27 protein-coding genes are annotated in these 26963 nt (G+C 43.6%); 24 read left to right on the top strand and 3 right to left on the bottom strand.

The annotated features are described in order from the left end of the window. Positions 1-5 precede the first annotated feature (5 nt). From D6856_RS03710 to D6856_RS03640, 15 genes are all read left to right on the top strand, one after another. Positions 6-383, top strand: a complete 378-nt coding sequence (locus tag D6856_RS03710; protein WP_092245946.1) for a RidA family protein — start codon at positions 6-8, stop codon at positions 381-383. A 12-nt stretch (positions 384-395) separates the two neighbouring features. Then, the gene (locus D6856_RS03705) at positions 396-1445 is read left to right on the top strand and encodes a tetratricopeptide repeat protein (RefSeq protein ID WP_092245943.1); all 1050 of its coding nucleotides are present in this window, start codon (positions 396-398) and stop codon (positions 1443-1445) included. 8 nt (positions 1446-1453) lie between these two features. Further along, positions 1454-2242 carry a DUF7402 domain-containing protein gene (locus D6856_RS03700; protein ID WP_092245940.1) on the top strand — a complete coding sequence of 263 codons (789 nt, stop codon included), beginning with the start codon at positions 1454-1456 and terminating at the stop codon, positions 2240-2242. Between the two features lie 8 nt (positions 2243-2250). Then, positions 2251-4152: a heparinase II/III domain-containing protein gene (locus D6856_RS03695; RefSeq protein WP_120685778.1), complete on the top strand. Its 1902-nt coding sequence runs from the start codon at positions 2251-2253 to the stop codon at positions 4150-4152. 15 nt (positions 4153-4167) lie between these two features. After that, on the top strand, positions 4168-5310 hold the full coding sequence (locus D6856_RS03690) for a glycoside hydrolase family 88 protein (RefSeq protein WP_120685777.1): 1143 nt from the start codon (positions 4168-4170) through the stop codon (positions 5308-5310). A 48-nt stretch (positions 5311-5358) separates the two neighbouring features. After that, positions 5359-7422, top strand: a complete 2064-nt coding sequence (locus D6856_RS03685; RefSeq protein WP_120685776.1) for a DUF2264 domain-containing protein — start codon at positions 5359-5361, stop codon at positions 7420-7422. A 136-nt stretch (positions 7423-7558) separates the two neighbouring features. Continuing rightward, positions 7559-8110: a TetR/AcrR family transcriptional regulator gene (locus D6856_RS03680; RefSeq protein ID WP_120685775.1), complete on the top strand. Its 552-nt coding sequence runs from the start codon at positions 7559-7561 to the stop codon at positions 8108-8110. Next, a complete protein-coding gene (locus tag D6856_RS03675; protein ID WP_120685774.1) occupies positions 8107-9036 on the top strand; it encodes a MurR/RpiR family transcriptional regulator in 930 nt (309 codons plus the stop codon). The genes D6856_RS03680 and D6856_RS03675 overlap by 4 nt, the downstream gene beginning before the upstream one ends. Further along, positions 9036-10340: an NAD(P)/FAD-dependent oxidoreductase gene (locus D6856_RS03670; RefSeq protein WP_120685773.1), complete on the top strand. Its 1305-nt coding sequence runs from the start codon at positions 9036-9038 to the stop codon at positions 10338-10340. Before D6856_RS03675 ends, D6856_RS03670 begins: the two co-directional genes overlap by 1 nt. An 18-nt stretch (positions 10341-10358) precedes the next feature. Then, positions 10359-11018, top strand: a complete 660-nt coding sequence (gene cmk, locus D6856_RS03665) for a (d)CMP kinase (protein WP_120685772.1) — start codon at positions 10359-10361, stop codon at positions 11016-11018. Positions 11019-11052: 34 nt separating this feature from the next. Continuing rightward, complete coding sequence (gene ispH / locus D6856_RS03660) at positions 11053-11907, top strand: 4-hydroxy-3-methylbut-2-enyl diphosphate reductase (protein WP_092245913.1); 855 nt, start codon at positions 11053-11055, stop codon at positions 11905-11907. Next, positions 11888-13030, top strand: coding sequence for a 30S ribosomal protein S1 (gene rpsA / locus D6856_RS03655; protein ID WP_092245910.1), 1143 nt, complete (start codon positions 11888-11890; stop codon positions 13028-13030). Before ispH ends, rpsA begins: the two co-directional genes overlap by 20 nt. Before the next feature lie 155 nt (positions 13031-13185). Beyond that, entirely contained in the window at positions 13186-14223 is a 1038-nt protein-coding gene (locus D6856_RS03650; RefSeq protein WP_120685771.1) for an acyltransferase family protein, read from the top strand. Positions 14224-14264: 41 nt separating this feature from the next. Next, entirely contained in the window at positions 14265-15305 is a 1041-nt protein-coding gene (locus D6856_RS03645; RefSeq protein WP_120685770.1) for a hypothetical protein, read from the top strand. Between the two features lie 147 nt (positions 15306-15452). Beyond that, on the top strand, positions 15453-16238 hold the full coding sequence (locus D6856_RS03640; protein ID WP_120685769.1) for a CheR family methyltransferase: 786 nt from the start codon (positions 15453-15455) through the stop codon (positions 16236-16238). A gap of 116 nt (positions 16239-16354) precedes the next feature. Here the strand turns inward: D6856_RS03640 and D6856_RS03635 are convergent, their stop codons facing one another. Then, positions 16355-17551, bottom strand: coding sequence for a ribonuclease H-like domain-containing protein (locus D6856_RS03635; RefSeq protein ID WP_120685768.1), 1197 nt, complete (start codon positions 17549-17551; stop codon positions 16355-16357). A gap of 177 nt (positions 17552-17728) precedes the next feature. Here D6856_RS03635 and rsxC point away from each other — a divergent pair, with 177 nt between their 5' ends. The 8 genes from rsxC (at position 17729) to D6856_RS03600 (ending at position 23825) form a co-directional block, all read left to right on the top strand. Beyond that, a complete protein-coding gene (gene rsxC / locus D6856_RS03630; protein ID WP_092245895.1) occupies positions 17729-19045 on the top strand; it encodes an electron transport complex subunit RsxC in 1317 nt (438 codons plus the stop codon). Between the two features lie 16 nt (positions 19046-19061). Next, complete coding sequence (locus D6856_RS03625; RefSeq protein ID WP_120685767.1) at positions 19062-20012, top strand: RnfABCDGE type electron transport complex subunit D; 951 nt, start codon at positions 19062-19064, stop codon at positions 20010-20012. Beyond that, a complete protein-coding gene (locus D6856_RS03620) occupies positions 20009-20617 on the top strand; it encodes an FMN-binding protein (RefSeq protein ID WP_120685766.1) in 609 nt (202 codons plus the stop codon). The genes D6856_RS03625 and D6856_RS03620 overlap by 4 nt, the downstream gene beginning before the upstream one ends. After that, positions 20617-21309 (top strand): electron transport complex subunit RsxE, encoded by a 693-nt coding sequence (rsxE, locus tag D6856_RS03615; RefSeq protein ID WP_243114023.1) that lies wholly within the window; start codon positions 20617-20619, stop codon positions 21307-21309. Before D6856_RS03620 ends, rsxE begins: the two co-directional genes overlap by 1 nt. Positions 21310-21311: 2 nt before the next feature. Continuing rightward, positions 21312-21899 (top strand): electron transport complex subunit RsxA, encoded by a 588-nt coding sequence (gene rsxA, locus D6856_RS03610; protein ID WP_330392959.1) that lies wholly within the window; start codon positions 21312-21314, stop codon positions 21897-21899. A gap of 13 nt (positions 21900-21912) precedes the next feature. Continuing rightward, a complete protein-coding gene (locus D6856_RS03605; protein WP_120685765.1) occupies positions 21913-22707 on the top strand; it encodes an RnfABCDGE type electron transport complex subunit B in 795 nt (264 codons plus the stop codon). Between the two features lie 91 nt (positions 22708-22798). Further along, positions 22799-22960 carry a hypothetical protein gene (locus tag D6856_RS15135; RefSeq protein ID WP_158588619.1) on the top strand — a complete coding sequence of 54 codons (162 nt, stop codon included), beginning with the start codon at positions 22799-22801 and terminating at the stop codon, positions 22958-22960. Between the two features lie 184 nt (positions 22961-23144). Then, complete coding sequence (locus tag D6856_RS03600) at positions 23145-23825, top strand: hypothetical protein (RefSeq protein ID WP_120685764.1); 681 nt, start codon at positions 23145-23147, stop codon at positions 23823-23825. Between the two features lie 165 nt (positions 23826-23990). Here the strand turns inward: D6856_RS03600 and D6856_RS03595 are convergent, their stop codons facing one another. Together D6856_RS03595 and fliY are read right to left on the bottom strand one after the other, a co-directional pair. After that, positions 23991-25127 (bottom strand): DUF4317 domain-containing protein, encoded by a 1137-nt coding sequence (locus D6856_RS03595; RefSeq protein ID WP_120655795.1) that lies wholly within the window; start codon positions 25125-25127, stop codon positions 23991-23993. 9 nt (positions 25128-25136) lie between these two features. After that, positions 25137-25742 carry a flagellar motor switch phosphatase FliY gene (gene fliY, locus D6856_RS03590; RefSeq protein WP_120685763.1) on the bottom strand — a complete coding sequence of 202 codons (606 nt, stop codon included), beginning with the start codon at positions 25740-25742 and terminating at the stop codon, positions 25137-25139. A gap of 277 nt (positions 25743-26019) precedes the next feature. On the opposite strand from fliY, the gene pfkB reads away from it, so the two are divergent. Continuing rightward, the gene (gene pfkB / locus D6856_RS03585; protein WP_120685762.1) at positions 26020-26925 is read left to right on the top strand and encodes a 1-phosphofructokinase; all 906 of its coding nucleotides are present in this window, start codon (positions 26020-26022) and stop codon (positions 26923-26925) included. Positions 26926-26963: the final 38 nt, after the last annotated feature.

Here is a 26963-nt window from a genome sequence, read left to right as displayed (position 1 = left end):
ATATTATGCAGTACGTAAGTACAGACAAGGCACCGGCAGCGATCGGACCTTATTCACAGGCTATCAAGGCGGGAGATTTTCTATATGCTTCGGGACAGATTCCGATCAATCCCGCTACAGGAGAGATAGATACAACAACGATCGAGGATCAGACAAACAGAGTATGCCAAAATATCGGTGAGATATTAAAGGCTGCGGGAACAGACTTTGAGCATGTTGTAAAGACTACATGTTTCCTTGCCGAGATGGGCGATTTTGCTGCTTTCAACGGCGTTTATGAGAAGTATTTCACAAGTAAGCCCGCAAGAAGCTGCGTAGCTGTTAAGAAGCTTCCCAAGGACGTTCTTTGTGAAGTTGAGATCATTGCATATCTTGGTAATTAAGTAGAGGCTTAGATGAAGTATAGATTTGTTGCGGGAGCTTTGGCTCTTTCCGTCTTGTTCACAGGCTGCGGCTCTATCACGAACGGACGCAACGTAAACTCAGGTTTTACTCATATCGAGAACTGTGAGTATGCGGATGCGATCGAGAGCTTTCAGGCTGCACTTGAGGGCGGAGAAGACGAATGCCTGGCGAGAAGAGGCCTGGGCATAGCTTATCTTCATAGTTATGAATACGAGCAGGCGGCTGAACAGCTGCTTGCTTCTCTTGCTGCGGATGAAGGAATAGTTGATGACATGGATTTTGACACCAACTATTACCTTGCGGAAGCATATATGAAGCTTGGTGAGTACAACAAATCCAAGGAAATCTATGATGCCATTTTGGCTCTGCGTGAAAAAGATAAAGATGCCCATTTCTTAAGGGGCGTTTGTGAACTTGCTGCCGGCGATCATGACAGCGCATCCGTTGATTTTACAAAAGCTATCAAAATAGACCCCAAGGATTATTCCCTGACAATAAGGATATATAAAGCTCTCGCCGAGTACGGCTATGAGGACGAGGGTAAGTCTATTTTGCAGAAGGCATTTGATGGCGGAAGCAATTACATGAGTAACTACGAGAAGGGACAGGTGTCCTTTTATCTCGGCAACAATGCGGAAGCACAGAGCTTTTTGGAAGCGGCAAGAAGTGAGAGGGATCAGGAAAAAGAGCCTGTGGTACTCCTTCTTGGTGCAACAGGGGAAAAACAGGGTGATTACAATTACGCCGTGAGCGTATATAAGACATATCTGAGCGAGAATCCGTCCAGTGCCAAAGTTTATAATCAGCTTGGTATGTGTCAGATAAGACAGGGTGATTACGAAGGTGCGATCTCATCTTTCAAAGAAGGTCTTGATATAGGTGATAAGCCTATGAATCAGGCGCTTATGCTTAATGAGATCACAGCCTATGAGTATATGGGTGAATTTCAGGTTGCGTCGTCGATGATGGCCGAGTATCTCAAGACTTATCCCGAGGACAGCGACGCGGTCAGAGAGAATGTCTTTCTTTCTACGAGGTAAAAAAGAATATGAAGGTATCTGTTTATAATGATTGGGATCATGTTCCAAAAGCAGAGGCAGAAGGGGAAAAAGCTGTCGTTCTTGCTTGGGACGGGGAGTACAGAAAGGGCGATATTATTGAATTTTCAGGTATCGAGCCCGGTAGTTTTTATGTTGTTAAAGTAGATGCCGCAGTCGATGAGGCATTTTGTTTGATTGAGCAGGACACAGTTTTGTTTCCTGTTCCTTTTTATGAGAAAAAAACCAGCTATAATCCGCTTGCTTTTTGCGGTAACAGACATATTGTGACCATCAGAAAAGCAAGGGACTATGAGATCGCAAGCTATAAAAATCTTGCACTTAATCCGTTTGATCAGCATGAATTTGCAGGTGTATATCCGCACGCAAGTGCCAATGTCGAGACAAGAGGAGAGGCTGTTTTCGCGGCAAGAAATGCGATAGACGGTTGTATCGCAACTCTTTCACACGGCGAGTGGCCTTATGAATCCTGGGGTATCAACAGACAGGACGATGCGGAATTTAAGTTGGATTTCGGAAGAGAAGTTTCTTTTGACAAGATAGTTCTTTACACAAGAGCCGATTTCCCGCATGACAACTGGTGGACCAAGGCGACCTTTGAATTTTCGGACGGAAGCAGTGAGACGGTCACGATGGGAAAGAAGGTTCAAGAGCCGCACGAATTTGATATAGCTAGGAAGAATATCAGATGGATAAAGCTTGGAAAACTTGTTAAAGCGGACGATCCGAGTCCTTTTCCCGCACTTGTTCAGATAGAGGTGTACGGAAACGAAGCTTGAGGTGTGTTATGGCTAGGAGTATAGTCAGAGATTATTTGTCTAAAACATCCGGCTGTAAGGTGTTTGCCGGATATCCCGATATTTCTAAGAGAGATGAGTGGAATGCTCTTCCGCTTGAACTGAAAAGAGAGATCGTAAGAAGAGGCGAAGAGGCTCTTTTAGAGCCTTGGAGCGAACTTTTGGTATCTGATTTTTCGGAGTTTTCAAGATCAGGCAATCGCGTGAGATTTGAAGACAAGTATTTCCCCAGAAGAAGAAAACTAAATAGCCTTGTTATGGCGGAGTGCGTAGAGAATGAAGGACGTTTTGTAGGAGCTGTCCTTGACGGATTGTATCTTATTCTTGAAGAAAGTTCATGGTGTCTTCCTCCGCACAACAGTCATGTCAGAGACGGGCGTAATGACGTTATGCCGAATGTGGCCAGACCCGTTATTGATCTGTTTGACGCTGAGTCGGGGGCAGAGGTTGCATTTTGCGAATATCTTCTCAGACCTGTTTTCGAAAAGATAAGTCCGAATATATCCGAATACGTTAATTACAGGCTTGAAGAGAGGATATTTAAGCCTTATCTTAATGAGCATTTCTGGTGGATGGGAAACGGAAAAGAGCCTATGTGTAACTGGACACCGTGGTGTACCCAGAATGTTCTTATCTGCGCTCTTACAAGAGATGCCGGATATTTTGATGAGGATACGAAAAGAGAATTTATAGAAAAAGCAGCCGCCTCATGCGATTATTTCCTTGATGAATACGGAGATGACGGATGCTGCAGTGAGGGCGCTCAGTATTATTCACATGCTGCGCTTACTCTTTTTGGTTGTCTTGAACTTATCTTGGGTGCTACGGATGAGTCTTTTTCGGAAGTTTATAAAGAAAAACTTATAAAAAACATGGCAAACTATATCATGAAGATGCATGTTGCCGGGGATACTTACATTAACTTTGCCGATTGCAGCGCCCATCCGGGAAGGCGGGGAGCTAGAGAATTCCTTTTTGGTAAAAGAGTTTTCGATGAGGCGATGACAAGTTTTGCGGCGGAGGATTTTAAAGCTGAGAGCATGTATGCGAGGATGATCCCGGATGAGATAAATCTCTTTTATCATGTTATGCAGGCTTTTGCTTATAAAGAAATGATGGATTATCCGAGTATTGATGTGCGCTGCGAGGATTCTTGGTTTGAGAGTACGGGTCTGATAGTCACAAGAGACGATGTATATACGCTTGCCGCCAAAGCGGGAAACAACGCAGATAGCCACAATCACAACGATGTCGGATCGTTTACGATATACAAAAACGGAAAGCCTTTTGTAATTGATCTCGGAGTCGGAACTTATACAGAGAAGACTTTTTCTGACAGGCGCTATGAGATATGGACAATGCAGTCCGCGTATCACAATCTTCCTACATTTATTGAAGACGGCGGCGCCGAGATATCGAAAAATGTTGAAGCGGGAATAATGCAAAAGCCGGGAGCTGAATTCGCAGCGAGTGATGTAGTGTGCAACCTAGGCGGGGGCGAGAGCTCTTCCGTGGATATTGCAGGTGCAAGCAATGAGACATGCAGCCTTTCCATGGATATCGCAGGAGCATATGGGGATGAGAGGATAAGAAGATATCACAGGACTGTGACGCTTAATAAGGGTGAAGGTATCACTGTTACCGACAAGTACGACGGGGACTGCAAGGCGGTGATAGGCATAATGACTTATGAGATGCCTGTTTCGCATGACGGAGACAAGATCTCGGTGGGCGATGGCTTGGGAGTTATAGAGATCACAGGCGGCAAAGTTAAAACAATAGAGGAATGTCCTATTGACGATGAGCGCCTTTCAATCTCATGGAAGCACAGCGTATACAGGATTTTGATAGAGATGGACGATGCGCATGAGCTGAGTCTTTTATTCAAATAAAGAGAAGGGAATGGCATGAGAAAACTTACAGAAAACGAGAAAAAGTGGATAGATACTACGCTTAAAAAAATATCAGGCAAGATGGAAGAAGTCACCAAAAGAAATCTTGATAAGATCCCGTATACAACAGATAAATACGGGCGATTTGACGACAAATCGGGTAAGGACATATGCTGGTGGACCAACGGTTTCTGGGGCGGAGAGATGTGGCAGCTTTATAAGCTCACAGGAAATGAGATGTACAAGAAAGAGGCAATAAAAGTCGAGGATAAGCTTGATGAGAATCTCATGAATATTGATGGGCTCGATCATGACAACGGTTTTAAGTGGCTTCCTACGTCCGTTTGCAGATATAAGCTTTTTAACAACAAGGAATCCTACAACAGAGCAATGCTTGCCGCTACCAACATGGCGGGAAGATTTAATATTGTCGGCAGATTTATCAGGGCGTGGAATAACTGGGACGATGTTGACAGGAGAGGCTTTGCGATAATCGACTGTATGATGAATCTGCCTCTTTTGTACTGGGCGAGCGAAGAGACGACCGATCCCAGATTTGAAATGATCGCAAGAGCGCACGCAGACACTGCAATGAAAGCGTTTGTAAGAGAAGACGGCTCGGTAAATCATATAATCATATTTGATCCGGAAACGGGTGAGATCGTCGGAAAGCCGGGCGGACAGGGATACGGCGAAGGTTCTTCATGGACAAGAGGTCAGAGCTGGGGAATCTACGGCTTTACCTTGAGCTTTAAATATACCGGAGATCAGAAATACCTTGATACGGCAAAAGAGATCGCGGATTACGTTATCTCAGAGATACCGGATTCACATCTTATCCCTATAGATTACAGACAGCCAAAGGATGTGGAGCTTGAGGACTCAACGGCAGCAGCTATAACTGCTTCAGGCCTTATCGAGCTCTCTATGGCGATCGGGGACGAGGCTCTTTCAGATAAGTATCTGGATACTGCGATAAGCCTCCTTAAGACTCTTGATGAAAAGAGGATAAGCTGGGGCGATGATGCCGATAACCTTTTAAATAACTGCGCAGTCGACTACCACGGTGACGGACATAATATGTCTATCATATACGGCGATTATTATTTCATTGAGGCAATGATGAAGCTTGCCGGGATCGCGCTTGAGATCTTTTGACCCGGAAAAGACATTGCTATATAAGCTTAAAATAGGCGGAGGTTATTTATGGTATTTGAACCTAAATATACGGACTATGAGCTGAGCCCCTACACGGGACTTACGAGAAAGAGCTGGATAGAGGCTGCGAAATATCTCCTCGGAGGGATATTTGATAATATAGCGAGCGCGGATAAACCTGTAGTGATGCCGCGCTATGAGACAAAAGTAACTTACCCCGGGAAGGATGCGCCTACGTGGAGATTTAAGGCGGAGATCTTTGAGGGTCTCACCAGATCTTTTTTCATTGCTGCGCCTTTAATCTGCGAGGAGCCTGCGCTTTCTCTCAACGGGATAAATATAAGAGATTATTACAAGGATCAGGTCCTTCGCGCGGTCACGCCGGGCAATGATAATTATGTCTACAACTATTCGGACATGAAAAAAGAAAACGGCGATGAGTATGCCATCTACCAACAGACGGTTGAAACCGCGGCGCTCGTGATCTGTCTTTTTATCTGCAAAAAAGAGATCTGGGATACCTATACACAGGAAGAAAAAGACAGGATCGCGGCATTTCTTTCTGACTATGCGCACAGCTATACGGTTCCGCAGAACTGGCGCCTTTTCAATATGCTCGATCTTGCGTTTTTGTACATGAACGGTTATGAGATCGACGAAGATATCATGCGCGATCATGCACAGAATATCTTGAATTATTATGTCGGAGACGGCTGGTATCGGGACGGGCAGTCTTTTGACTACTATTCGTGCTGGGCGTTCAACATGTATACGGCTTTTTGGAACAATTGGTACGGTTATGAAAAAGAGCCTTATATTGCAGGAAAGTTTGAGGAAAACTCCAATAAACTGATGGAGACCTATCCCGACTTTTTTGACAGGGACGGCTTTACAAATATGTGGGGCAGGAGCGGTATTTACAGAAATGCCGCAACGAGTGCTTTTGACGGCAATCTCATGATGAGAGATTCAAAGGCTGATCCGGGACTTGCTAGGAGGATCTGTTCGGGATCGCTTTTGCAATTTCTTAAAAGAGACGACTTTCTTATAAACGGCGTTCCGACGCTTGGCTTCTACGGCCCGTTTACGCCTCTTGTGCAGAGCTATTCATGCGCAGAGTCACCGTTGTGGCTTGGAAAAGCATTTCTGTGCCTGCATCTTCCAAAGGATCATCCTTTTTGGACGGCAAAAGAAAATAACGGTACTTGGGACAAGCTTAAAAAGAATGAGACCAAGGTGACTACACTTAACGGTCCCGCTCTTTCTTTTGCAAACCATGAAGCAAGCGGCATAACGGAGCTGCGTACAGGTAAGGTCGTAAAAGAAAGATCGGATGAGCACGGTATGTGGAACTATTCCAAACTCGTCTATAATTCCAAGTTCCCGTGGGAAAGCGCTGTGAGAAAAGACGTCGAATCCGAACAGTATGTTATCGGATATACCGATAAAAAAACAGGTGAGATTCAGAACAAAGACGACAAGATACTAAAGGCGAACGTGACCTTCTGGCACGGCGAAAAAGACGGTGTTTTGTACAGGAGACAGTTCTTTGATTATGAGCTTAATACCGAGACTCACTGGAATACAGCAATGAATCTTGCTGACTTTGCTGTTCCTTACGGAATAATGCGTGCCGACAAGATACGAATGTACAGAAATCCTATAACGATAACGCTTGGTGCCTTTGGTTTCCCTGACAACGGGACAATCGTTGAATGCAAGGAAGAAGGCGGATTTAAGGCAGTTATATTAAAAGGCTATGATCACACCGGAAAAGAGAAGCAGCTTTGCTACACGATCTTTGACGGATGGGACGAGATAGAGGTGATAAGGAGTGTGGGTACAAACCCTGACAGCGAGAGGTCGGTCGTTCTTTGCGCCAATACAAAGAGAGAAAAACAGTACGGCTATGAGAAGTATTTTTTGATTTCTCAGGTGATAACCAAGGAAAGTCACGAGGACTTCAGCCTCGATGACATATTCCCTGTTAAGGACATCATATACACCGACGAGCAAAAATGCGGCGGCTACGGCCCCGTTACAATAGTGCTCAAAAGCGGAGAAAAACGGGTTGTTGATTTCTATGGAATCGAAGGAGATATCGAGCTTTGATAGGTCTCTTTGTGCATGAAAATCCGTTGACAGTGTACATTTGATTTTGTAAAATAATAACGCATGCTTTTATAAAAAAAGCTATTACCTTTGGCGCTCATCCGCCGGGGTAAGAATTATTGTTGGGAGGGTATATATGTCCAGAAAAGCTACGATTACGCAGAAAGAAATCGTGAATGCGGCATTTAAGATCACAAGAAAGGAAGGCTTTGAGCAGATCACGTCGAGAAAGCTCGCGGCAGCAGCCGGATGTTCGACACAGCCTATTTTCCGTATTTACGAGAATATGGATGCGCTTAAAAAGGACGTTTATGATAAGGCAGCAGCTTACTACGAGGATTACTACAATGAGTGCGACAAGAGCCACGAGGTACCATTCGTGGACCTCGGTCTTGCATACATTGGTTTTGCACAGAAGTATCCTCATCTTTTCAGACTTCTTTTCATTTCCGAGCAGGGAAACGATGGCAAGACAATGTACGATCTTGTAAACGGTTCTTCGGAAAATGTCGTTAAAGAGATCAATAAGGCTACAGCCAAGGGCGTTGCCAATGCGCAGCAGCTCTTCATGCAGATGTGGATCTTCATTCACGGTGCAGGTTGTATGGCCGTTACCGGTGATTATGATCTTGATACTGAGGCTTCAATTTCCATGCTTGAATCAGCATATAAGGCGTTTAGTCTATGAAATTCGAGAGCGATGTTGATGTAATAACCAGAATAAATGAATGTTATTCAAGGATGAGTAAGGGCAAGAAGAACATTGCCACATATATCTGCGATCACTATGAGCAGGCTGTATTCATGACGGCTGCGGAGCTCGGTAAGATAGTAGGTATGAGTGAATCTACTGTTGTTAGATTTGCAATGAGCCTTGGATACGACGGATATCCCGCTTTTCAGAAGGCACTTTCTGTATGGGTTACGGACAAATTCGGCTCCGTTGAGAAGGTGGGCCGCAAGTTCGGAAAGAGCAATGAAGGAGAGATTCTCTCTACTATTCTGCGCTCTGATATAAGCAATCTTGAAGATACGATAAACAACATAGATGTAGCGGCATTTAAGACAGCGGTTGATATTATTTTAAAGGCAAAGACCTTGTATATCGTCGGTATCAGAAGCTGTGAGCCGCTTGCTGATTTCCTTCATTTTTATCTCAACATGATAAGAGGTAACAACGTTCTCATTAAGACAACGTCCGTTACCGAGATGTTTGAGCAGATGATAAGGATAAGCGACAGGGATGCGATAATAGGAATAAGCTTCCCCAGATATTCCATGAGGACGCTTAAGTGTATGGAGTTTGCCAATGACAGGAATGCCAAGGTGATAACCATAACCGATTCCGTGCATTCACCGATGAACCTGTATTCATCCTGTAATCTCCTTGCTAAGAGTGAGATGGCTTCCATAGTGGATTCGCTTGTTGCGCCGCTTAGCGTTATCAATGCGCTTGTTGTCGCACTTTGCATGAGAAAGCCCAATGAAGTAAAGGCTGATCTTAAGATGCTCGAGGAGACTTGGAACAACTATCAGGTTTATCTCAATGACGAGATTGATTTTGCATCAGATGATCCGATGATGCTTGAACCGCTCAGAAAGAAGAACAATTGATGAAGAGAATTGCAATTATCGGCTGCGGTGCAGCCGGGATGATGGCGGCGCTTGCTGCTGCGAATAGCAGCGTGAGCGTCACTATTTTTGAGAAAAACGAAAAGCCGGGAAAGAAGATCTATATCACGGGAAAGGGACGCTGCAATGTGACCAATGCCTGTGATCAGACGGATTTTTTTGACCATGTAAAAAGAAATCCGAGATTCCTTTACAGCGCTTTTTATGACTATGACAATACCGCCGTTATGGACTTTTTTGAAAGCAACGGCTGCAGATTAAAGATTGAAAGAGGAGACAGGGTATTCCCGGTTTCCGACCATTCGTCCGATATCATCAGAACTCTTTTTAACGCCGTAAAAAAGGCGGGAGTCAAGGTCTTATTTGATACAGAGGTCCTTTCCGTTGAGACAAGCGGACAAAGCGTAAGTGCCATAACTTATGCTGATAAGGCCGGTTCTTCCAAGAAAGGCGGCGACGCGCCGATAATGAGAGAGGAGTTCGACAGCGTTATCGTCTGCACCGGCGGTGTTTCTTATCCTTCGACGGGATCGACGGGAGACGGATATGAGTTTGCAAAGGCAGCAGGGCACTCGGTAAAAGAGCCAAGACCTTCGCTTGTTCCTTTTGAGACCAAGGAAGATTGGTGCAGGGAGCTTCAGGGACTGTCACTTAAGAACGTCGGACTAAAGCTCTTTTTATCAAATAAAGACGGAGCTGAAGATAATAGCAAGAGTGCCAAAAAGAAAAAGCCGGTGTACGAAGGCTTCGGAGAGATGCTGTTTACACACTTCGGAGTGAGCGGGCCGCTTGTCTTAACAGCGAGCTGCCACTACGAAAAAGATAAAAAGGCTGAGCTTTTACTGGATCTTAAGCCGGCGCTTTCCGAGAAGCAGCTTGATACAAGGGTGCTCAGGGACTTTGATGAGGGACTCAATAAACAGTTTAAAAATGTTATCGGAGGGCTTTTCCCTTCAAAACTTGTTCCTGTTATGATACGCTTATCCGGGATAGATCCGGAGAGACCTGTTCACGATATCACCAAAGAGGAAAGGCTCTCGTTCGTAAGGCTCATTAAGAATCTTCCGATAACGGTCAACGGAACGAGAAGCTTTAACGAAGCCATAATAACCAGAGGCGGCGTGGACGTAAAAGAGATCAATCCTTCAACGATGGAGTCCAAGCTTATAAAGGGACTTTACTTTGCGGGAGAAGTGATAGACGTTGATACTGAGACCGGCGGCTTTAACTTACAGGTTGCATGGTCAACGGGACATCTTGCCGGAACTTCTGCCGGAGAAATATGATTTTAGGAGTTAAAAGAAATGAGTAAACAGATTGCGATCGACGGACCTGCGGGAGCGGGAAAAAGTACAATAGCAAGGCGCGTGGCAAAGAATCTTGGATTTATATATGTGGACACGGGAGCAATGTACCGTGCGATGGCTCTTTTTATGAAAAAAGAGGGAATCGGAGCGGACGAGACTGAAAAAATCGTTGAGAAATGTAAGGCTGCAGACATCACCATTAAGCATGAGAACGGCGAGCAGATGGTATTTCTTAACGGTGAAAACGTAAACGGGCTTATAAGAACTCAGGAAGTAGGAAACATGGCTTCGGCGATCAGTGTCATCGGATACGTCAGGGAAAAGCTTGTTGAGCTTCAGCAGAAGCTTGCGGAGACAACAGATGTTGTCATGGACGGAAGAGATATCGGAACCGTAGTTCTACCGAATGCCGAGTGCAAGGTTTACCTTACCGCAAGCTCTAAGGTGAGGGCGGACAGAAGATTTAAAGAACTTACAGAAAAGGGAATGGAGTGTGATATCGATGTGATCGAAAAAGAGATCATCGAGAGAGATTACAGAGATATGCACAGAGACATATCACCTCTTAAACAGGCTGACGACGCGGTCTTGGTAGATTCATCCGATATGACGATCGATGAGGTGGTAGATAAGATCATTACTCTGTACAAGGGATGATAAATTGCCGCTATATGAGCGGTAGGAGATGATTATGGAAGTTATAGTTGCCGAGCATGCGGGTTTTTGCTTTGGAGTTACCAAGGCAGTTGAGACCGTATACGACCAGATAAATAATAAATCAGGAAAAAATATTTTTACCTACGGTCCCATTATTCACAACGAGACTGTTGTTTCCGACCTTGAAAAAAAGGGGGTTAAGGTCATAGAGTCTGTCGATGAGCTTAAGGGTGTGACGGAAGGAACGATCATTATCCGTTCCCACGGCGTGACTAAGGAGACCTATGAAAAGCTTGCGGAAACCGGGCTTGAGATAATGGATGCCACCTGTCCTTTTGTTAAGCGTATTCACAAGATCGTGGAAGAGGAGAGCGAGAAGGGAAAGAGCATAATTGTAATTGGCTCTGCCAATCATCCGGAGGTCGAGGGAATAGTAAGCTATTCAAAAGGCGAAGTTTACGTGGTCGACTCCCCTGAAAGTGCCGTAAACTTTGAAGGAGACAAGACCAAAGATTACACAATAGTGTCCCAGACTACATTTAACAAGAATAAATTTCAAGAAACCGTTGAAATCTTTAGGAATAACGGTTACAATATTAATATTGTGAATACTATATGCAACGCTACTGAGGTACGCCAGACAGAGGCCGAAGAAATTGCTTCCAGAGCCGATGTAATGATAGTTATTGGTGGCGCGCACAGTTCTAACTCCAGGAAACTGTACGAAATATGCAGCAAGAAGTGTTCCGATACATATTTTATTCAGACACTGGATGACTTGCATTTAGATATAACTAAAGCGGTTAAGCTAGTGGGGATTACCGCCGGGGCATCAACCCCAAAGAACATTATTGAGGAGGTTCAGAATTATGTCAGAAGAAACTTTTGAACAGTTGCTTAACGCATCTTTCAAAACAATTCATACAGGGGAGGTTGTTGAGGGAACTGTTATTGACGTTAAGCCTGACGAGATAATCCTTAACATTGGTTATAAGTCCGATGGTATCTTGACCAAGAACGAATATAGCAACGATAACAGCATTGACCTTACAACTGCAGTAAAGGTTGGCGACACAATGGACGTTAAGGTCCTTAAGACCAACGATGCAGACGGACAGGTTATTCTTTCATACAAGAGACTCGCAATCGATAGAGGCAACAAGAGAATCGAAGAAGCATTCAACAACAAGGAAGTTCTTACAGCCAAGGTTGTTCAGGTTCTCGAAGGTGGTCTTACAGTAGTGGTTGATGAAGTCAGAATCTTCATCCCCGCAAGTCTTGTTTCAGACAGCTATGAGAAAGATCTTTCCAAGTATCAGGATCAGGAGATTCAGTTCGTTGTAACTGAGTACAATCCTAAGAGACGCAGATATATCGGTAACAGAAGAATGCTTGTTACAGCTGAGAAGGCAGAGCAGGCTAAGAAGTTGTTCGATACTATCAAGGTTGGCGATGTCGTTGACGGCGTAGTTAAGAACGTTACTGATTTCGGTGCATTCATCGATCTCGGTGGAGCAGACGGTCTCCTTCATATCTCAGAGATGAGCTGGGGACGCGTTGAGAGCCCTAAGAAAGTATTTAAGATCGGCGATACAGTCAAGGTTCTTGTTAAGAGCATTGACGGAAGCAAGATCGCTCTTTCAAGAAAGTTTGACGACGAGAACCCTTGGAAGGATGCTACTGAGAAATACGCAGTAGGCAACGTAGTTAAGGGTAAAGTTGCAAGAATGACTGACTTCGGTGCTTTCATCGAGCTTGAGGCAGGAATCGATGCACTTCTTCATGTTTCTCAGATCGCTAAGGAGCATGTTGAGAAGCCTTCAGACGTACTTAAGGTAGGTCAGGAAGTAGAAGCTAAGATCGTTGATTTCAACGAGGATGAGAAGAAGATCAGCCTTTCAATCAAGGCTATGTTCGCTCCCGAGAAGGAAGACGAAGCAGCTGAGGAAGAGGGCGACGTTGTATCAGTTGATATCGACAAGGTTATCGCTGAGCAGAACGAAGAGAACTAATTTAGAACAGTAGAATTTTTGCACCGGCAGCAATTATTTGCTGCCGGTTTTTTTTGCAGAGCACTTGCCGAGGTTCTTTCGAGGCTAGTGCGAGCCATGGGTGAACACTTAACGAGGTTTTATCGAGGTTAGTGAGAATCCCAGAGGATATTGATATGAATGCTAGATTTCGTAGTGAATATATAGATATTGCCAGGGGCATCGTGATCATCCTTATGTTGATAGGTCATTCAGGCGCCCCTGATATCATTACAACCCTGATATACGGTTTCCATATGCCGTTTTTCTTTATCCTTTCCGGATTTCTTTATAACAGAGAAAAGTGGGAAGAGAAGGGATTAAAGAACCTTGTTGTAAGTAAGTTCAAGGCATATATCATTCCCTATTTTGTACTCTGTGGGATAAATATCGGTCTTGAGCTTATCTATGATCTGATGTCCGGCTACAGCTTTGAGGAATTTTCTCAGGAAGGCGTAAGAAGTATATTATGGGCACTGTATTCCTATAGCACCAAAGCAAGAATGGGAACCAGTGTGCCGTTATGGTTCTTACCATGTATCTTCTTAAGTACGATAGTTGTATGGGCAGTTTTCAAGTTAAGGAGCAGAGCGGCGAAATGCCTTATGTTCATGGCGTTCTGGGGTGTCAATCTCATCCTCGGAGCACTTAAGAGCCCTATACTTCCATGGCATATCGGAATAGCTCTTATAGGCGCAGGCTTTATGATGGCGGGATATTATATCAGGAAAGTCCTTGATAATAAGGACGTATCCAAGGTGATGTCAGGGAATCCGCATTTTTATGTGGGCTTTATGTGCTTTCTTTTTTCAGTATTCTTCCTATGTACCGTGGCAACGGGCAAGGTTGATATAAATCTAAGAAAGTTCGGCACTTATCCGGGCCTTTTTATCATAGGAAGTACCTGCATGTCAGTCTTTGTGCTGCTACTTAGCCGCGATGTGATCGGCTCTAACAGAGTTCTTAAGTTCTTTGGGCGCAACACAATAGTGCTCATGGGCTTTAACTACACAATAAATTATTACAGTAAGATCTTTTGGCAAAAGAGTATTCTAAGGGGAATTGTTTCATATAACTGGATCGTGGTATGCATACTTGATATTGTTTGCTGCGCAGTCCTTATAAAGATCAAGAAGCGGATCGATATGCATAAGGCATTGAGCACCGCATCTTAAGTGATCTGTTAACGCTTATATAAAAGAAGGAGAATTGAATAATGAAAAGAGTGAGATTATTACTTGTACTCGGACTATGCCTATGCCTTGCGGGCTGCGGAAGTAAAGCGGCCGTGCCTACGGAGCAAGCCTCGGAAGCGGATTCAGAAGACACCGAAGCGGCAGGATCGGGAAATGCGGCTTCCACTGAAAAACCCCGTTCGAAGTTTGCTATATGGAGGGATTATATCGACGGCAGAGATAGATCGGAGATCACACTTGATGAAGAGTCTGAAAAGCTGTATTTGGGATTTATCAGTGGGGAAATAGAGGCAGAATGTTCAGAGGACTGCAGTGAATACTGCGAACAGTTTGGTTTATCCTCCGGGCAAAAAAGCTACAAATTGCCTGAAATTGAAAGAATGATAGACATTGATCGTACCAAAATACCGGACGATGCGGAGTACTTAAGTGAGAGATATATTGATCTTGGGCTGGATGGAAGCTATGAACTATTGGTGGATTTTTATGATGAAGAAGATCCACATGGATATGGCTTAAGTCTGATAGTAAAGAATTTTGGCGGAAAGCTGAAGATATGCTATATTCAGGACTGTTGGGCCAGACAATCCGCAGTCATAACGTATTCCGGAATGATATATGTATCAGGCTCGGGCGGGGCTATGACTCACGGAGGATTTAACGGATATCTTGATGCTGAAGGAAAGTATCATTTGTGGTATGAGTGGGATGAATCAATATATGAGACAGAATATGATCCTCCCGAAGAGGATGTGACCATTAACGGTATCCGGATCGGCGGAGATGACATAAGGGTGGATGTAGACCGGTATACCTTTTATGACAATAAAAAGTATATAACAGTAGACGTGGAATACCGTTATCCTGAAGATGAACACGGCGAGGATGCCACAGATCTTGAAGATGCGTATAAGAAAGCCTGTGAAGCTTTTGTTGACCCGGATGAGACGCTTTGCACCATAGAAGAAATAGAGGATATCTTAAAGGATTATCGCAAGAAGCTCGGAATCTCCGATGAAGTATATACGTATGGGGATGAACTGAAGCCGGAAGACGACTAAGCATGTTTTCTGCAATAACGGTTATTGTATTTTGATAATTATATATGTGATGTCGTTTATAATTATTTAATTTTACATACATTTCGGTATATTATAAAATGGTATTAGATTCTAAAAAGTACAGACCGATCAGGAGGGGTGGCATCTATGGTATACGATTATGAGTGGTTTAAGAAAGCGGTTTATGATCTGACAAAGATTGATCTTAATGCTTACAAAGAAAAGCAGATGAAAAGAAGGATCGATACCCTGATCGGTAAGTATGACGTCAAGGGATATGACGGATTTGCAGAGCTTATCAAAAAAGACAGAGAAGCCCTCGATGCTTTTGTATCATACCTTACCATCAATGTTTCCGAATTTTTCAGAAATGTGGATCAGTGGAACCTTATGGATAAAGAGATGGTTCCGGAGCTCATGGGTAAATTCGGAAAGAACCTTAAGATATGGAGCGCTGCATGTTCAACGGGTGATGAGCCGTACACGATAGTTATGTTGCTTTCAAAGCATATGCCGCTTAATCAGGTGAGCATCCTTGCTACGGATCTTGACGCCGTTGTTCTTGCGAAAGCAAAAGCTGCTATATATGACAAAAAAGAAGTTGCCGGCGTTCCGGCGGATTTTAAGACTAAGTATTTTACGGAGACTGAAGACGGCAAAATGAAGGTGTCGGATGAGATCAAGTCGAGGGTTACTTTTAAACAGGCAGATCTCCTTCGCGATCCTTATCCGAAGGATCTGCACCTTATAGTCTGCAGAAACGTGCTTATATATTTTACAGAGGAGGCCAAGGACGAAGTATTCAGAAAGTACTATGATTCACTTGCTCCCGGCGGAATCCTCTTTATCGGAAGCACAGAGCAGATAATAAATTATAAAGAAATAGGCTTCGTTCGTAAAAACTCCTTCTATTACGAGAAGCCTAAAGCCTAATAGTTTTCTCCTAACTCTACATCTAAACAGAGCAGCGGCTCGGGTGGTATATTCCCCCGGGCCGCTGTTCTGCGTGAAATCGAGTGACACCCGGTCCGCTCGATATTTTTTTATAATCATATTTCCAATATCTTAGCCATCACATGAGAAGCATATAAGCTCATCGCAAAACGGCTCTTTTTCATGTTTTCACTGAGGTCAAAATAGAAGTTTTTATCCTCATAATCTTTTTTGAAGAAAGGTGAAAAAACAAGATCCCATTCCTTAAGGAATTGACCTTCTTTCTTGGTGTAGCAGGTCTCGGGTTTTGCCTTCTCACGGTATGCCTTGTCTACAAATGAAGCGATGGATTTATGGATTGCCATATCCTCTTTTGGAAGATAGAAGTAATCCTTGTAATTGGAATAAAAGTACTTAAGCTCTGTCTCATATAAAGGAAGACGAAGCGTGGCTTCATTTCCGTTTGTCTTTAAATAAAAACCTTCATAATTGCCTGTCAGCGAGCAAGGCAGAGCCATTGCCATGTGGAGCTTCATGAAGATTTCTTTTCTTGAATGACCGTCCATGTCATCGTATTGATTGGCCTGTACTTTGACAGCTTTGACGGGGAGCTTGTTGCTCCAGTCCGAGCAATATTTTTCATCATCGATATCTTCATCGCATTTAACGGATACCTTGGGAAGATTTCTGAACATGGCGAAATACGTGCTGTACTGCAGCATCGGAAGTATGCCGAACATGCCCTTTACGTCTTCGAAGTTATGCAAAAGAAGCAGCTTAAGCGCTTCCTTATTTTTGCTTTGTTCATAGTTCTTGTAAATCGGTATGAGTTTACCGCCGTCGTATTTATCTTCTCTGTTGATACCTAGATAGAGTTCGACTGTTTTTTGCTTACAATCCATGAGCCCAAGCTGTCTTTTGTATGGACCTATTTTTTTGTAGATATCGATCGAGTCCATGTCTTCGAAAATATTGGGCAAGCCGTGTTTTTCAAGCTTGCTTTTTATATAGGGGATATCGAATCTGTCTCCGTTGTAGTGGAGCACTTTTGAAAAGCCTTTTGAAAACTCCGAAAAAGCTTCCAGGATCTCTTTTTCCTGATTGATGTCTTCTGCGAAAAATTGGCAGATCTGCCAGCTTCCGTCCTTATAATATGAAGCACCTATAAGATAAAGGTCTGAACTTCGAAGTGACAGCCCCGTAGTCTCTATATCAATGAAAAGAATATCCTTATTTGAACATCCCAGAATCTTGGGCAGTGAATGAATTATATGGTCTTCACTAAAGGTCAAAGCTTCGTTTGTCTTGATCATGATAAAAAATCTCACTTTCCGAAATCGCCTACTACCATATTGTATCACATTTTCTCTTAAACTTTTTTTCGATTTCTCAGCATTTTCCCGTGAAAATATAGTATAATTAAATTGTTAAATTTTTCACCCGATTATTCTTATCGGGTACACATCTAAAATATGAAAGAAGGGTAGGAAATGGCAAGAGGTACTTTTAAGGGCGGCATCCATCCTTATGAAGGCAAGGAACTTACTAAGGACAAGCCCATTAAATCAGTGCTACCAAAAGGTGACTTGGTTTATCCGTTGTCTCAGCACATCGGTGCACCGGCCAAGGCAATTGTCGCTGTTGGGGATCACGTTCTTACAGGACAAAAGATTGCAGAAGCCGGAGGTTTTGTTTCGGCACCGATTTACTCAACCGTATCAGGTACGGTTAAGGCTATTGAGAAGCGCAGGCTGGCTACCGGCGCTATGTGCGAGAGTATCATCGTAGAGAATGATGAGAAGTATGAAGAGGTGGAGTTTAAACCACTCAAACCATACGAGGAGATGACAGCGGAGGACAAGATTGCAGCGGTCAGAGAGGCCGGCGTAGTAGGAATGGGAGGAGCAGGATTCCCTACTGCGGTTAAGTTTTCTCCGAAGGAACCGGACAAGATTGACTATGTTATAGCCAATTGCTCGGAGTGCGAGCCTTATCTTACATCTGACTACAGACGTATGATTGAGGAGCCGGAGCTTCTTTTGGAAGGTCTTAAGATTGCTGTCAGTATTTTCCCCAAAGCCAGAGGTATTCTTGCTATAGAGGACAATAAACCCGACGCGATCGCGAAATTCCAGGAATTAACTAAAGATGAAGAGAAGATAAGCGTTAAGCCCGTCAAGACTAAATATCCTGAGGGCGCTGAGCGTATGCTTATTTATGCGGTTACGGGAAGAGAGATCAACTCTTCGATGCTCCCTGCCGATGCGGGATGTATCGTTGATAACGTTGATACTCTTTGTGCTGTCTGCAGAGCGGTAAAAGAGGGAAGACCTCTCATGGAGAGGATCGTTACCATTACCGGTGATGCGGTTGCCGATCCCAGAAACTATAAAGTAAGAATAGGAACAAATTACAAGGAGCTTCTTGAGGACGCAGGCGGCTTCAAGACTGAGCCTGCCAAGATCATATCAGGCGGTCCCATGATGGGATTTGCACTCTTTGACCTTGATGTTCCCACAACCAAGACGGCTTCAGCTCTTACATGCCTTACCAAGGACGAGGTTTCAGCCCTTGAACCGAGCGCATGTATCAACTGTGCAAGATGTGTGGAGGTATGTCCCGAGAGACTTATCCCCAAGAACCTTGCCGATGCCGTTGAACACAACAACGAAAAGGCATTCCTTGATATGTACGGAATGGAATGCTGTGAATGCGGATGCTGCAGTTATATCTGCCCTGCAAGACGTCAGCTCACTCAGCTGATCAAGGGTATGAGAAAGATTCAGCTGGCTAACAGGAAAAAGTAAGGGAGGGACATTTTTAATGAGTGATATGAAAAGAGTGTCATCCAACCCGCATGTAAGAGCAAACACTACCACGTCCAACATCATGATGTGGGTTGTAATTGCGCTTTTACCGGCAGCAGGCTTTGGTATATACAATTTCGGGCCGGATGCTCTGATTATTCTTTTGCTGTCCGTGGCTTCTTGTGTTTTATCTGAGTTTATCTATGAGAAAGCCATGCACAAGCGTGTAACTATAGGCGACCTTTCGGCGGTTGTAACAGGACTTCTTCTGGGAATGAACCTGCCTTCAACCGTACCGTTCTGGGTACCGGTACTTGGCGGTGTTTTTGCGATAATTTTGGTTAAGCAGCTCTTTGGCGGACTTGGCCAGAACTTCATGAATCCCGCACTCGGCGGAAGATTATTCCTCGTGATATCTTTTCCCGCCCTTATGACCAACTTCGTTACCGATACATACACGGGAGCAACACCGCTTGCTAACCTTAAAGCAGGCGCTGATGTCAATATAATGGATATGCTCATCGGTAGAACGGGCGGAACGATCGGTGAGACCTCAATGCTTTGCATTGCGATCGGTGCGATGATCCTGTTTGCGCTCGGAATTATCGACTATGTTATTCCGTTTACCTACATCATCACATTTGCGATATTTGTAGGGCTCTTCGGAGGATACGGATTTAACTGGGCTTATATCTCAGCACACCTTGCAGGTGGCGGACTTATGCTCGGTGCCTTCTTTATGGCAACAGACTATGTGACATGTCCGATAACACCCAAGGGAAGATATATTTACGGATTTATCCTTGGAATACTCACAGGCGTGTTCCGTATTTTCGGTTCCAACGCAGAGGGTGTTTCCTATGCGATCGTAATAGGAAACCTTTTGGTTCCTCTTATTGAGAAATTCACTATTCCGAGAGCTTTCGGAATCAAGAAAATTGCAAAGAAGGAGGCGAAGAAAGCATGAATGATGCAAAGAGCATGATCAAAAACGCCTTGGTTCTTTTTGCTATAACTCTTGTTGCGGGAGTGTTGCTTGGACTTGTTTATCAGGTTACCAAGGATCCTATCGCACTTCAGGCTAAGCTTGCGCAGGACAAGGCCAATATGTCGGTATTCGCCGATGCAAAAACTTTTGACGACGTAGAGCTTAATGCTGACGGAGCAGCTTCAGCGGTTTCCGGACTTACGGGTGTTACCATCGAGGATGTAAAAGCAGCTAAGGATGCATCCGGAGCAACACTTGGATATGTTATAAGAGTTTCATCCAAGGGTTACGGTGATTTCATCACATACACAGTCGGAATCAAAAACGATGGAAACGTAAACGGAATCTCCATTATATCTATTGCTGAGACTCCCGGACTTGGAATGAATGCCGAGAAGGTGATCGTTCCTCAGTTTGAGAACAAGCAGGCACAGCAGTTTAGCGTAGTTAAGAACGGACAGCTTACAAGTCCTTCTTCTCAGATTGAAGCGATCTCAGGCGCTACGATCACATCAAAGGCCATCACCAATGGTGTAAACGCTTCGATCACATATTTTGAGAATGTTTTGAAAGGAGGACAGTGATGAGTGACAATGTAAAAAAAGGAGCTTTGGGCTTCAAGCAGGATACTCCGGCCGAGAGATTTTTTAACGGCCTCATTGCTGAAAATCCTACTTTAGTACTTATGATCGGTATGTGTCCCACTCTTGCGGTTACTTCATCCGCGATCAACGGACTTGGAATGGGACTTGCGACAACATTTGTTTTGGCATTAAGTAACGCGGTTATTGCAGCACTTCGTAAGACAATTCCTGCTACAGTCAGGATTCCGTCTTTCATAGTTGTTATTGCTTCCTTCGTTACTTTGGTTCAGCTTCTTATGCAGGCTTATGTTCCGGCACTTAACAGTGCGCTCGGAGTGTATATCCCTCTTATCGTTGTTAACTGTATCATCTTCGGAAGAGCGGAAGCATATGCAAGTAAGCACGGAATCGTACCTTCTTTCTTTGACGGAATAGGAATGGGAATCGGCTTTACCTGCGCGATCACGACAATCGGTCTTGTAAGAGAGTTTATCGGTGCGGGCACAGCGTTTGATGTACAGATACTCGGCGAGGGAACAGTTATTCCCGGAGCTGTAGGAGCTTTCCTTTCGGGATATAAGCCCATCAGCATCTTCATACAGCAGGCCGGTGCATTTATCGTTCTTGCATTCCTTATTGCAACGATGAACAAGATCAAAGCAAACGCAGCAAAGAGAAAGGAGGCTGAATAATTATGGCACAACAGATTATGAGCCTTGTGGGACTTATGATATCAGCCTCACTGGTTAATAACGTAGTACTCAGCCAGTTCCTCGGACTGTGTCCTTTCCTTGGAGTTTCCAAGAAGACCGATACCGCTCTGGGAATGGGAGGAGCGTGTGTATTCGTTATCACGCTTGCTTCTTTGGTTTGTAGCATTATTTATAAGTTTATCCTGAATCCTTTGGATCTTTCTTATCTGCAGACAATAGTATTCATCCTTGTTATTGCCATGCTGGTACAGTTTGTTGAGATGGTACTTAAAAAGTACGTTGTTTCACTTTACAGAGCACTTGGTGTGTATCTTCCTCTTATTACCACCAACTGTGCGGTTCTCGGTGTTGCTCTCAACAACGTAACAGACGGCTATTCAATCTTACAGAGTACAGTTTGCGGATTCGCAACAGCTGTAGGTTTCACAATTGCGATAGTTATTTTGGCAGGACTTCGTGAAAAGATGGAGTACAACGACATCCCCGAGTCATTTAAGGGAATGCCCATGGTACTTCTTACTTCCGGACTCATGGCTATTGCATTTACCGGATTCTCGGCTTTGAAGTGAAGGAGATGAACTTATGATTATTGGAATAATCATTGCAACGGCGGTTGTAGCAGGCGTTGGAATTGCCATCGGTATTATCCTCGGTCTTGCAGACATGAAGTTGCATGTTGATGTAGATGAAAAAGAGGCAGCTATTCTGGAAGTTCTTCCGGGAAATAACTGCGGCGGATGCGGATATCCGGGATGTTCGGGATGTGCTTCGGCTATCGCAAAAGGTGAGGCGGCCGTATCACAGTGTCCCGTCGGAGGTGCTCCCGTAGCAGCTGCCATTTCGGCTATTATGGGCGTTGAAGCAGGTGATATGGCTCGTAAGGTTGCTTTTGTACACTGTAACGGTAACTGCGATAACGCTGAGAAGAAATATGATTATGTCGGAGTAAGCGATTGCAGACTTATGTCACAGGCACCCGGAGGCGGAGCAAAGACCTGCTCATACGGATGTCTCGGCGGCGGCTCATGCGTATCCGTATGTCAGTTTGATGCGATCCACATCGTAAACGGTGTTGCCGTAGTGGATAAAGAGAAATGTAAGGCCTGCGGTAAGTGCGCTGATATCTGTCCTAACCACCTTATAGATTTCATACCTTATGAGGCACAGGAAGCAGTTGCATGCAAATCACAAGATATGGGAAAAATCGTTAACTCTTATTGCAAAGCGGGATGTATCGCATGCCATATCTGCGAAAAAAATTGTCCTGCCGGAGCAATAACAGTTGATAACAATGTGGCCTCGATAGACCAGGAAAAATGCGCACATTGCGGCGTTTGCGTGGCAAAGTGTCCAAAGAAGGCAATAGCTGCACTGTAATTTTTGGTAAATATACACTTGCATTAATGAGTATTTGACGATATGATTGTACCCGTTACTGTTGTTGTTTAACAGACGGAGGTACGATAATATGGGCGAATGGAAAATTGCCTTTGATAGGATAATGGATCAATTATATAATCATCCCGAAGAAATGAGGGAGAGACTTCTCAAGAAGTACAACGACCCCGCTTACGAGATGATAGGCAGACCCAAGACCGGAATTGAAAAGCTCAAAAGCATGCATGCATGATTTAAAAGACTTCCACTTGATCGTGGAAGTCTTTTTTTGTTGCAAAGAACTGGTATGTGAAAAACATGTGTAAATAATATTAAAGACTATTGACATAAAAAGTCACCGAATGTTAATATTAATTATCAAATAGGGGAGACACAATATGTGTCTTATATAAAACAGAAAGGGAAAGGAAAAAACTATGAAAAAAGGTGGAATGAAATTATTTACAGGTCTAATGATGGCAGGAATGCTTATGGTTACAGGAGCTATAGGAGTACAGTCAATCGGGGGAGTAACAGCTGCAGAGACCGTAGAGACAGTTGAATACAAAATGGAGAGAAATGATAACGCTAATATTTCATCTTTGATAGTACGTAACGAAATTACAAAATATCAATATTTTAGTGGCTTGGAAAGTTCATTATCTAAAGGGTATGCATATACTCGTGTAAATCTTAATGGTAGAACTGTTTTGTTGGTAGCACCTCCTGACGGAGTTGATAAAAACGATGGAAGAACTTGGCACGTAAAGGTTTACACAGAAAAATCCGGAAGAAATGTTAAATGTGTAGCGGAATTATATTTTGATAATAAAATTAAAATAAATAATGGTCTTTTATATTGTTGGAATGATAGTGGTTATATAAATGATGAATTTGCAACATTCATTATTTCAAAAGATGGTGAAAAAATAGTGGAAAAGGATTATATAAATGCACCTCTTACTAAAATCAAAGGAAATGCATATGGTTTTACTAATTGTGATGAGCGCGGTAACTGTCATACATTATCAAGTGATGCAGAAGCGGAAAAAGCGCGTGACACGTTCCTTCGCAACTGGAATTCTGGTCAATGGGTAAAACTTAAAATCAAAAAATGATGAATATGGTAACTATCATGAATTAGGAAGTTTTGAAGAAGCTGAAAATGTGGGTAGAAAGTTGCTCAAAGAATGGAATAGCGGTACGCTTATAGAGTTTAAAGAAAAATAATTCATAGTATAAATTTTAAAAGGTTGAATCGTACAGATCCAACCTTTTTATAATTACCTATTCATAAACGTCCGTACATTTATTCCGTTAACTTCGATATGATCGTCAACTGCGATGACAAGGCACTGCCTGCCATCCACGATGCGGGATTCAACAAGATCCGTTCTGTCGGGCTTAACCTTGATCACAACGTTAGGAGTCTCGATATCGAACTTCCTTGTGTGAGCAATATTGCTTGCAAGAAGAGGATAATCCTCATCACCGGCGCACTTGATATAGGTTTCGTCAAAATATCCAAGCCTCTCATCGGATACACCGCTGTCGTGAAGGAGCTGCTTCACATCACTCTTTTTAAGCTCCAAAGGTTCCGGATCGTCAACGTGATCGTCTATCATCTCATTTAAGTTATCATGAATATTTTTCATGATATCGTAGTCGGCATCTTCTCCTATAGTATTCTGCACAACCGCATCAAAGATGTCTTTTTGCTCGGGAGCGGAGATGGGAGCTCGTCCGCCAAACATCGCTTCGACAAATTCGGGCTGAAGATCCTCCGGCTTCTTGGTGAAGTAGAGCATATTGTGGATGTCGGTATCTCTTTCTATAAATGCGGGGAAAAGAAATCCCTTCACGGGACCGTCCACTATCCAGTCACGGAATCTTTCCTCAATGACATTTTTTGACTCATTATAACCAAGACCGGCCTTGGAAAGTTTGACGGGGCAGATACTGCAGAGAATGTAGTCATATACCTTCTCGGAAGCATCCTCCATCTCGATACCGTCCGATGTTACGCCGGGAATGTCATAGACAGCGTGAACGAGAATGATATAGTAATTTTCTCCGTTGATATAATTGGCAATGATCTTGTCGTAGCACTCATCCACAAGCTCGTCGTCCTTGAGCTGTGAGTTACGAAGAGTCAAAAGAAAGTCCTGAGTACCTCCGGGCTGTTCTTGGTCAAGAGGGAACTCAAGACTGATAAGATTTTTACCAAATGTACCTGATAAAGTGTGTTGGAAGATGTCCAGATATTTGAACATTTCCTCTTCGGGAATCTGGCCAAAAGCCTTTCTGAAAGTAAATAATTTGTTCTTGTCATGATCAACATAGCAGCCGCAAATGCTGTCGATTGTGCATCTGTCGGGCGTGAACTGCTTCTTGATCTCAAGTGTCTCCTGTTTGTTCATTTGTAACCGTTATTTTCCTTTATTCATGAATTTTTCGCACATATCCAGCGCAAACTGCACGGGATACAGCTGGACCATAACCGAATCGATCAGATCGCCGATTGTCATCCTAAATGCTATTTTAACAAATTTATCGTAAGTAGTATCAAACATTTTTTCAAAAACTTTTATACTGTCCACATCAATCTGATTAACGACGGGAGTACTGATGTCTGTGGGAACTCCGAGCATGGAAGATAAAGATGTGGCGCTGGTGCCCATCATCTGGTTCATGGCTTCAGACGCGGCCGAAAGATGCAGGTCTGTGATATCACCCGCAGTATTGGTGCCGTCTCCGCCCATCATAAGGTCGCACATAACCTTCACATCATGCTCTTTTAGGATAAAGACATTGTTGCCTTCAAGTCCCTTTACATAATGGATCTGGACAAAAATGCACGTATTTTCATAGTCATCAAGTGCTTCGCTTCTTTTGATGACTCTAACGTTAGGAGTAGTTATATCAACCTTCTTGTTTACCATGAGACTTAACGTTGTGGCGGAATTACCCATGCTGATATTGGCTATTTCGCCTATGGTATCGATATGATCACTGCTAAGTAAATTATCTTCCACAGTACACGCCTCCTTAGTCATTGTATGATATATGAATTGCTCAATGGCATAAGTCATTTTCACACCTATATCATTAATATTTTAGTTTATATTCTGCTTCCTTGTAAAGGCATCTGCACGATATATCCTTAAAGCTTTATTCTTTTTTTAGATAAAAATAATTTGACGTATTGCGCACAATTTTTGGACCTATAACCCTGTCCCCCGAGAGAATACTTTACCTTTGCGGATTAACACCTTATTATAGAGTTATGGCTTTTGAAATTTGGAGAACATCATGATATACACAGTTACATTTAACCCCGCGATAGACTACGTGGTCCGCATGGGAAGCGAGCTTTTGCCGGGGATGACCAATCGTACGGACAGCGAAGAGTGCTATTTTGGAGGAAAAGGCATCAATGTATCCTCAGTTCTTAAGAATCTGGGACATGAGAGCTGCGCACTTGGCTTTGTTGCAGGATTTACAGGCGATGCGATAGTAAGGAGCGTTGAAGAAAAAGGCATAAAGGCCGATTTCATCAAGCTTCCGGAAGGTATGTCCAGGATCAACGTCAAGATCAAGGGGACAAAAGAAACTGAGATTAATTCTCAGGGACCGAGTATACCGCCGCAGTCGCTTGAAAAGCTTTATAATAAGATAAAAGAGCTTTCGGACGGCGACATACTGATACTTGCAGGCAGCATACCGTCTTCACTTCCGGATAACGTATATGAAAATATAATGAGCCTTGTGGACGATAAGGGCGTTGAGGTTGTTGTCGATGCGACAAAGGATCTCCTCATCAAAGCTCTTAAACACAAGCCCTTTCTTATAAAACCCAATATCGACGAACTGGGTGAGATCTTCGGGGAAGCGCCGAAGAACGATGAAGAGATAGAAAAAAGAGCCAAAGAGCTTAAGGACATGGGCGCAAGAAATGTTCTGGTATCCATGGGAGGAGACGGAGCGCTTCTTGTTACGGAAAAGGGCGATACGCTCAAAAGAACATGTCCCGAGGGCACGGTGAAAAATTCTGTCGGAGCAGGGGACTCCATGGTGGCAGGCTTTATTGCGGGCTTTTTGAATGACGGATACTTTGAAGAAGCTCTTAAAATGGGAATTGCAGCCGGATCGGCCACAGCTTTTTCGGATGACCTGGCAAGCAGAGATATGATAGAGAAAGTATATGGGGAACTGTAACTAAAGACTATATCAAGCACAAGCGGGCTGACCAACCT

This window comes from Butyrivibrio sp. XB500-5 (assembly GCF_003625505.1).
GTDB lineage: Bacteria > Bacillota > Clostridia > Lachnospirales > Lachnospiraceae > Butyrivibrio.
Note: the sequence above shows the minus strand (reverse complement) of the source record. Positions and strands in the feature narration are given on the sequence as shown.

Excerpts from the sequence above, each read along its gene's own strand:
- D6856_RS15135 (WP_158588619.1), top strand. The coding sequence starts at position 22,799 with ATGGGCGAATGGAAAATTGCCTTTGATAGGATAATGGATCAATTATAT.
- rpsA (WP_092245910.1), top strand. The coding sequence starts at position 11,888 with ATGTCAGAAGAAACTTTTGAACAGTTGCTTAACGCATCTTTCAAAACA.
- D6856_RS03640 (WP_120685769.1), top strand. The coding sequence starts at position 15,453 with ATGGTATACGATTATGAGTGGTTTAAGAAAGCGGTTTATGATCTGACA.
- cmk (WP_120685772.1), top strand. The coding sequence starts at position 10,359 with ATGAGTAAACAGATTGCGATCGACGGACCTGCGGGAGCGGGAAAAAGT.
- D6856_RS03620 (WP_120685766.1), top strand. The coding sequence starts at position 20,009 with ATGAATGATGCAAAGAGCATGATCAAAAACGCCTTGGTTCTTTTTGCT.
- D6856_RS03635 (WP_120685768.1), bottom strand. The coding sequence starts at position 17,551 with ATGATCAAGACAAACGAAGCTTTGACCTTTAGTGAAGACCATATAATT.
- D6856_RS03710 (WP_092245946.1), top strand. The coding sequence starts at position 6 with ATGCAGTACGTAAGTACAGACAAGGCACCGGCAGCGATCGGACCTTAT.
- D6856_RS03600 (WP_120685764.1), top strand. The coding sequence starts at position 23,145 with ATGAAAAAAGGTGGAATGAAATTATTTACAGGTCTAATGATGGCAGGA.
- D6856_RS03650 (WP_120685771.1), top strand. The coding sequence starts at position 13,186 with ATGAATGCTAGATTTCGTAGTGAATATATAGATATTGCCAGGGGCATC.
- rsxE (WP_243114023.1), top strand. The coding sequence starts at position 20,617 with ATGAGTGACAATGTAAAAAAAGGAGCTTTGGGCTTCAAGCAGGATACT.
- rsxA (WP_330392959.1), top strand. The coding sequence starts at position 21,312 with ATGGCACAACAGATTATGAGCCTTGTGGGACTTATGATATCAGCCTCA.
- D6856_RS03595 (WP_120655795.1), bottom strand. The coding sequence starts at position 25,127 with ATGAACAAACAGGAGACACTTGAGATCAAGAAGCAGTTCACGCCCGAC.
- D6856_RS03680 (WP_120685775.1), top strand. The coding sequence starts at position 7,559 with ATGTCCAGAAAAGCTACGATTACGCAGAAAGAAATCGTGAATGCGGCA.
- D6856_RS03705 (WP_092245943.1), top strand. The coding sequence starts at position 396 with ATGAAGTATAGATTTGTTGCGGGAGCTTTGGCTCTTTCCGTCTTGTTC.
- D6856_RS03690 (WP_120685777.1), top strand. The coding sequence starts at position 4,168 with ATGAGAAAACTTACAGAAAACGAGAAAAAGTGGATAGATACTACGCTT.
- D6856_RS03645 (WP_120685770.1), top strand. The coding sequence starts at position 14,265 with ATGAAAAGAGTGAGATTATTACTTGTACTCGGACTATGCCTATGCCTT.
- ispH (WP_092245913.1), top strand. The coding sequence starts at position 11,053 with ATGGAAGTTATAGTTGCCGAGCATGCGGGTTTTTGCTTTGGAGTTACC.
- D6856_RS03670 (WP_120685773.1), top strand. The coding sequence starts at position 9,036 with ATGAAGAGAATTGCAATTATCGGCTGCGGTGCAGCCGGGATGATGGCG.
- rsxC (WP_092245895.1), top strand. The coding sequence starts at position 17,729 with ATGGCAAGAGGTACTTTTAAGGGCGGCATCCATCCTTATGAAGGCAAG.
- pfkB (WP_120685762.1), top strand. The coding sequence starts at position 26,020 with ATGATATACACAGTTACATTTAACCCCGCGATAGACTACGTGGTCCGC.
- D6856_RS03625 (WP_120685767.1), top strand. The coding sequence starts at position 19,062 with ATGAGTGATATGAAAAGAGTGTCATCCAACCCGCATGTAAGAGCAAAC.
- D6856_RS03700 (WP_092245940.1), top strand. The coding sequence starts at position 1,454 with ATGAAGGTATCTGTTTATAATGATTGGGATCATGTTCCAAAAGCAGAG.
- D6856_RS03675 (WP_120685774.1), top strand. The coding sequence starts at position 8,107 with ATGAAATTCGAGAGCGATGTTGATGTAATAACCAGAATAAATGAATGT.
- D6856_RS03695 (WP_120685778.1), top strand. The coding sequence starts at position 2,251 with ATGGCTAGGAGTATAGTCAGAGATTATTTGTCTAAAACATCCGGCTGT.
- D6856_RS03605 (WP_120685765.1), top strand. The coding sequence starts at position 21,913 with ATGATTATTGGAATAATCATTGCAACGGCGGTTGTAGCAGGCGTTGGA.
- D6856_RS03685 (WP_120685776.1), top strand. The coding sequence starts at position 5,359 with ATGGTATTTGAACCTAAATATACGGACTATGAGCTGAGCCCCTACACG.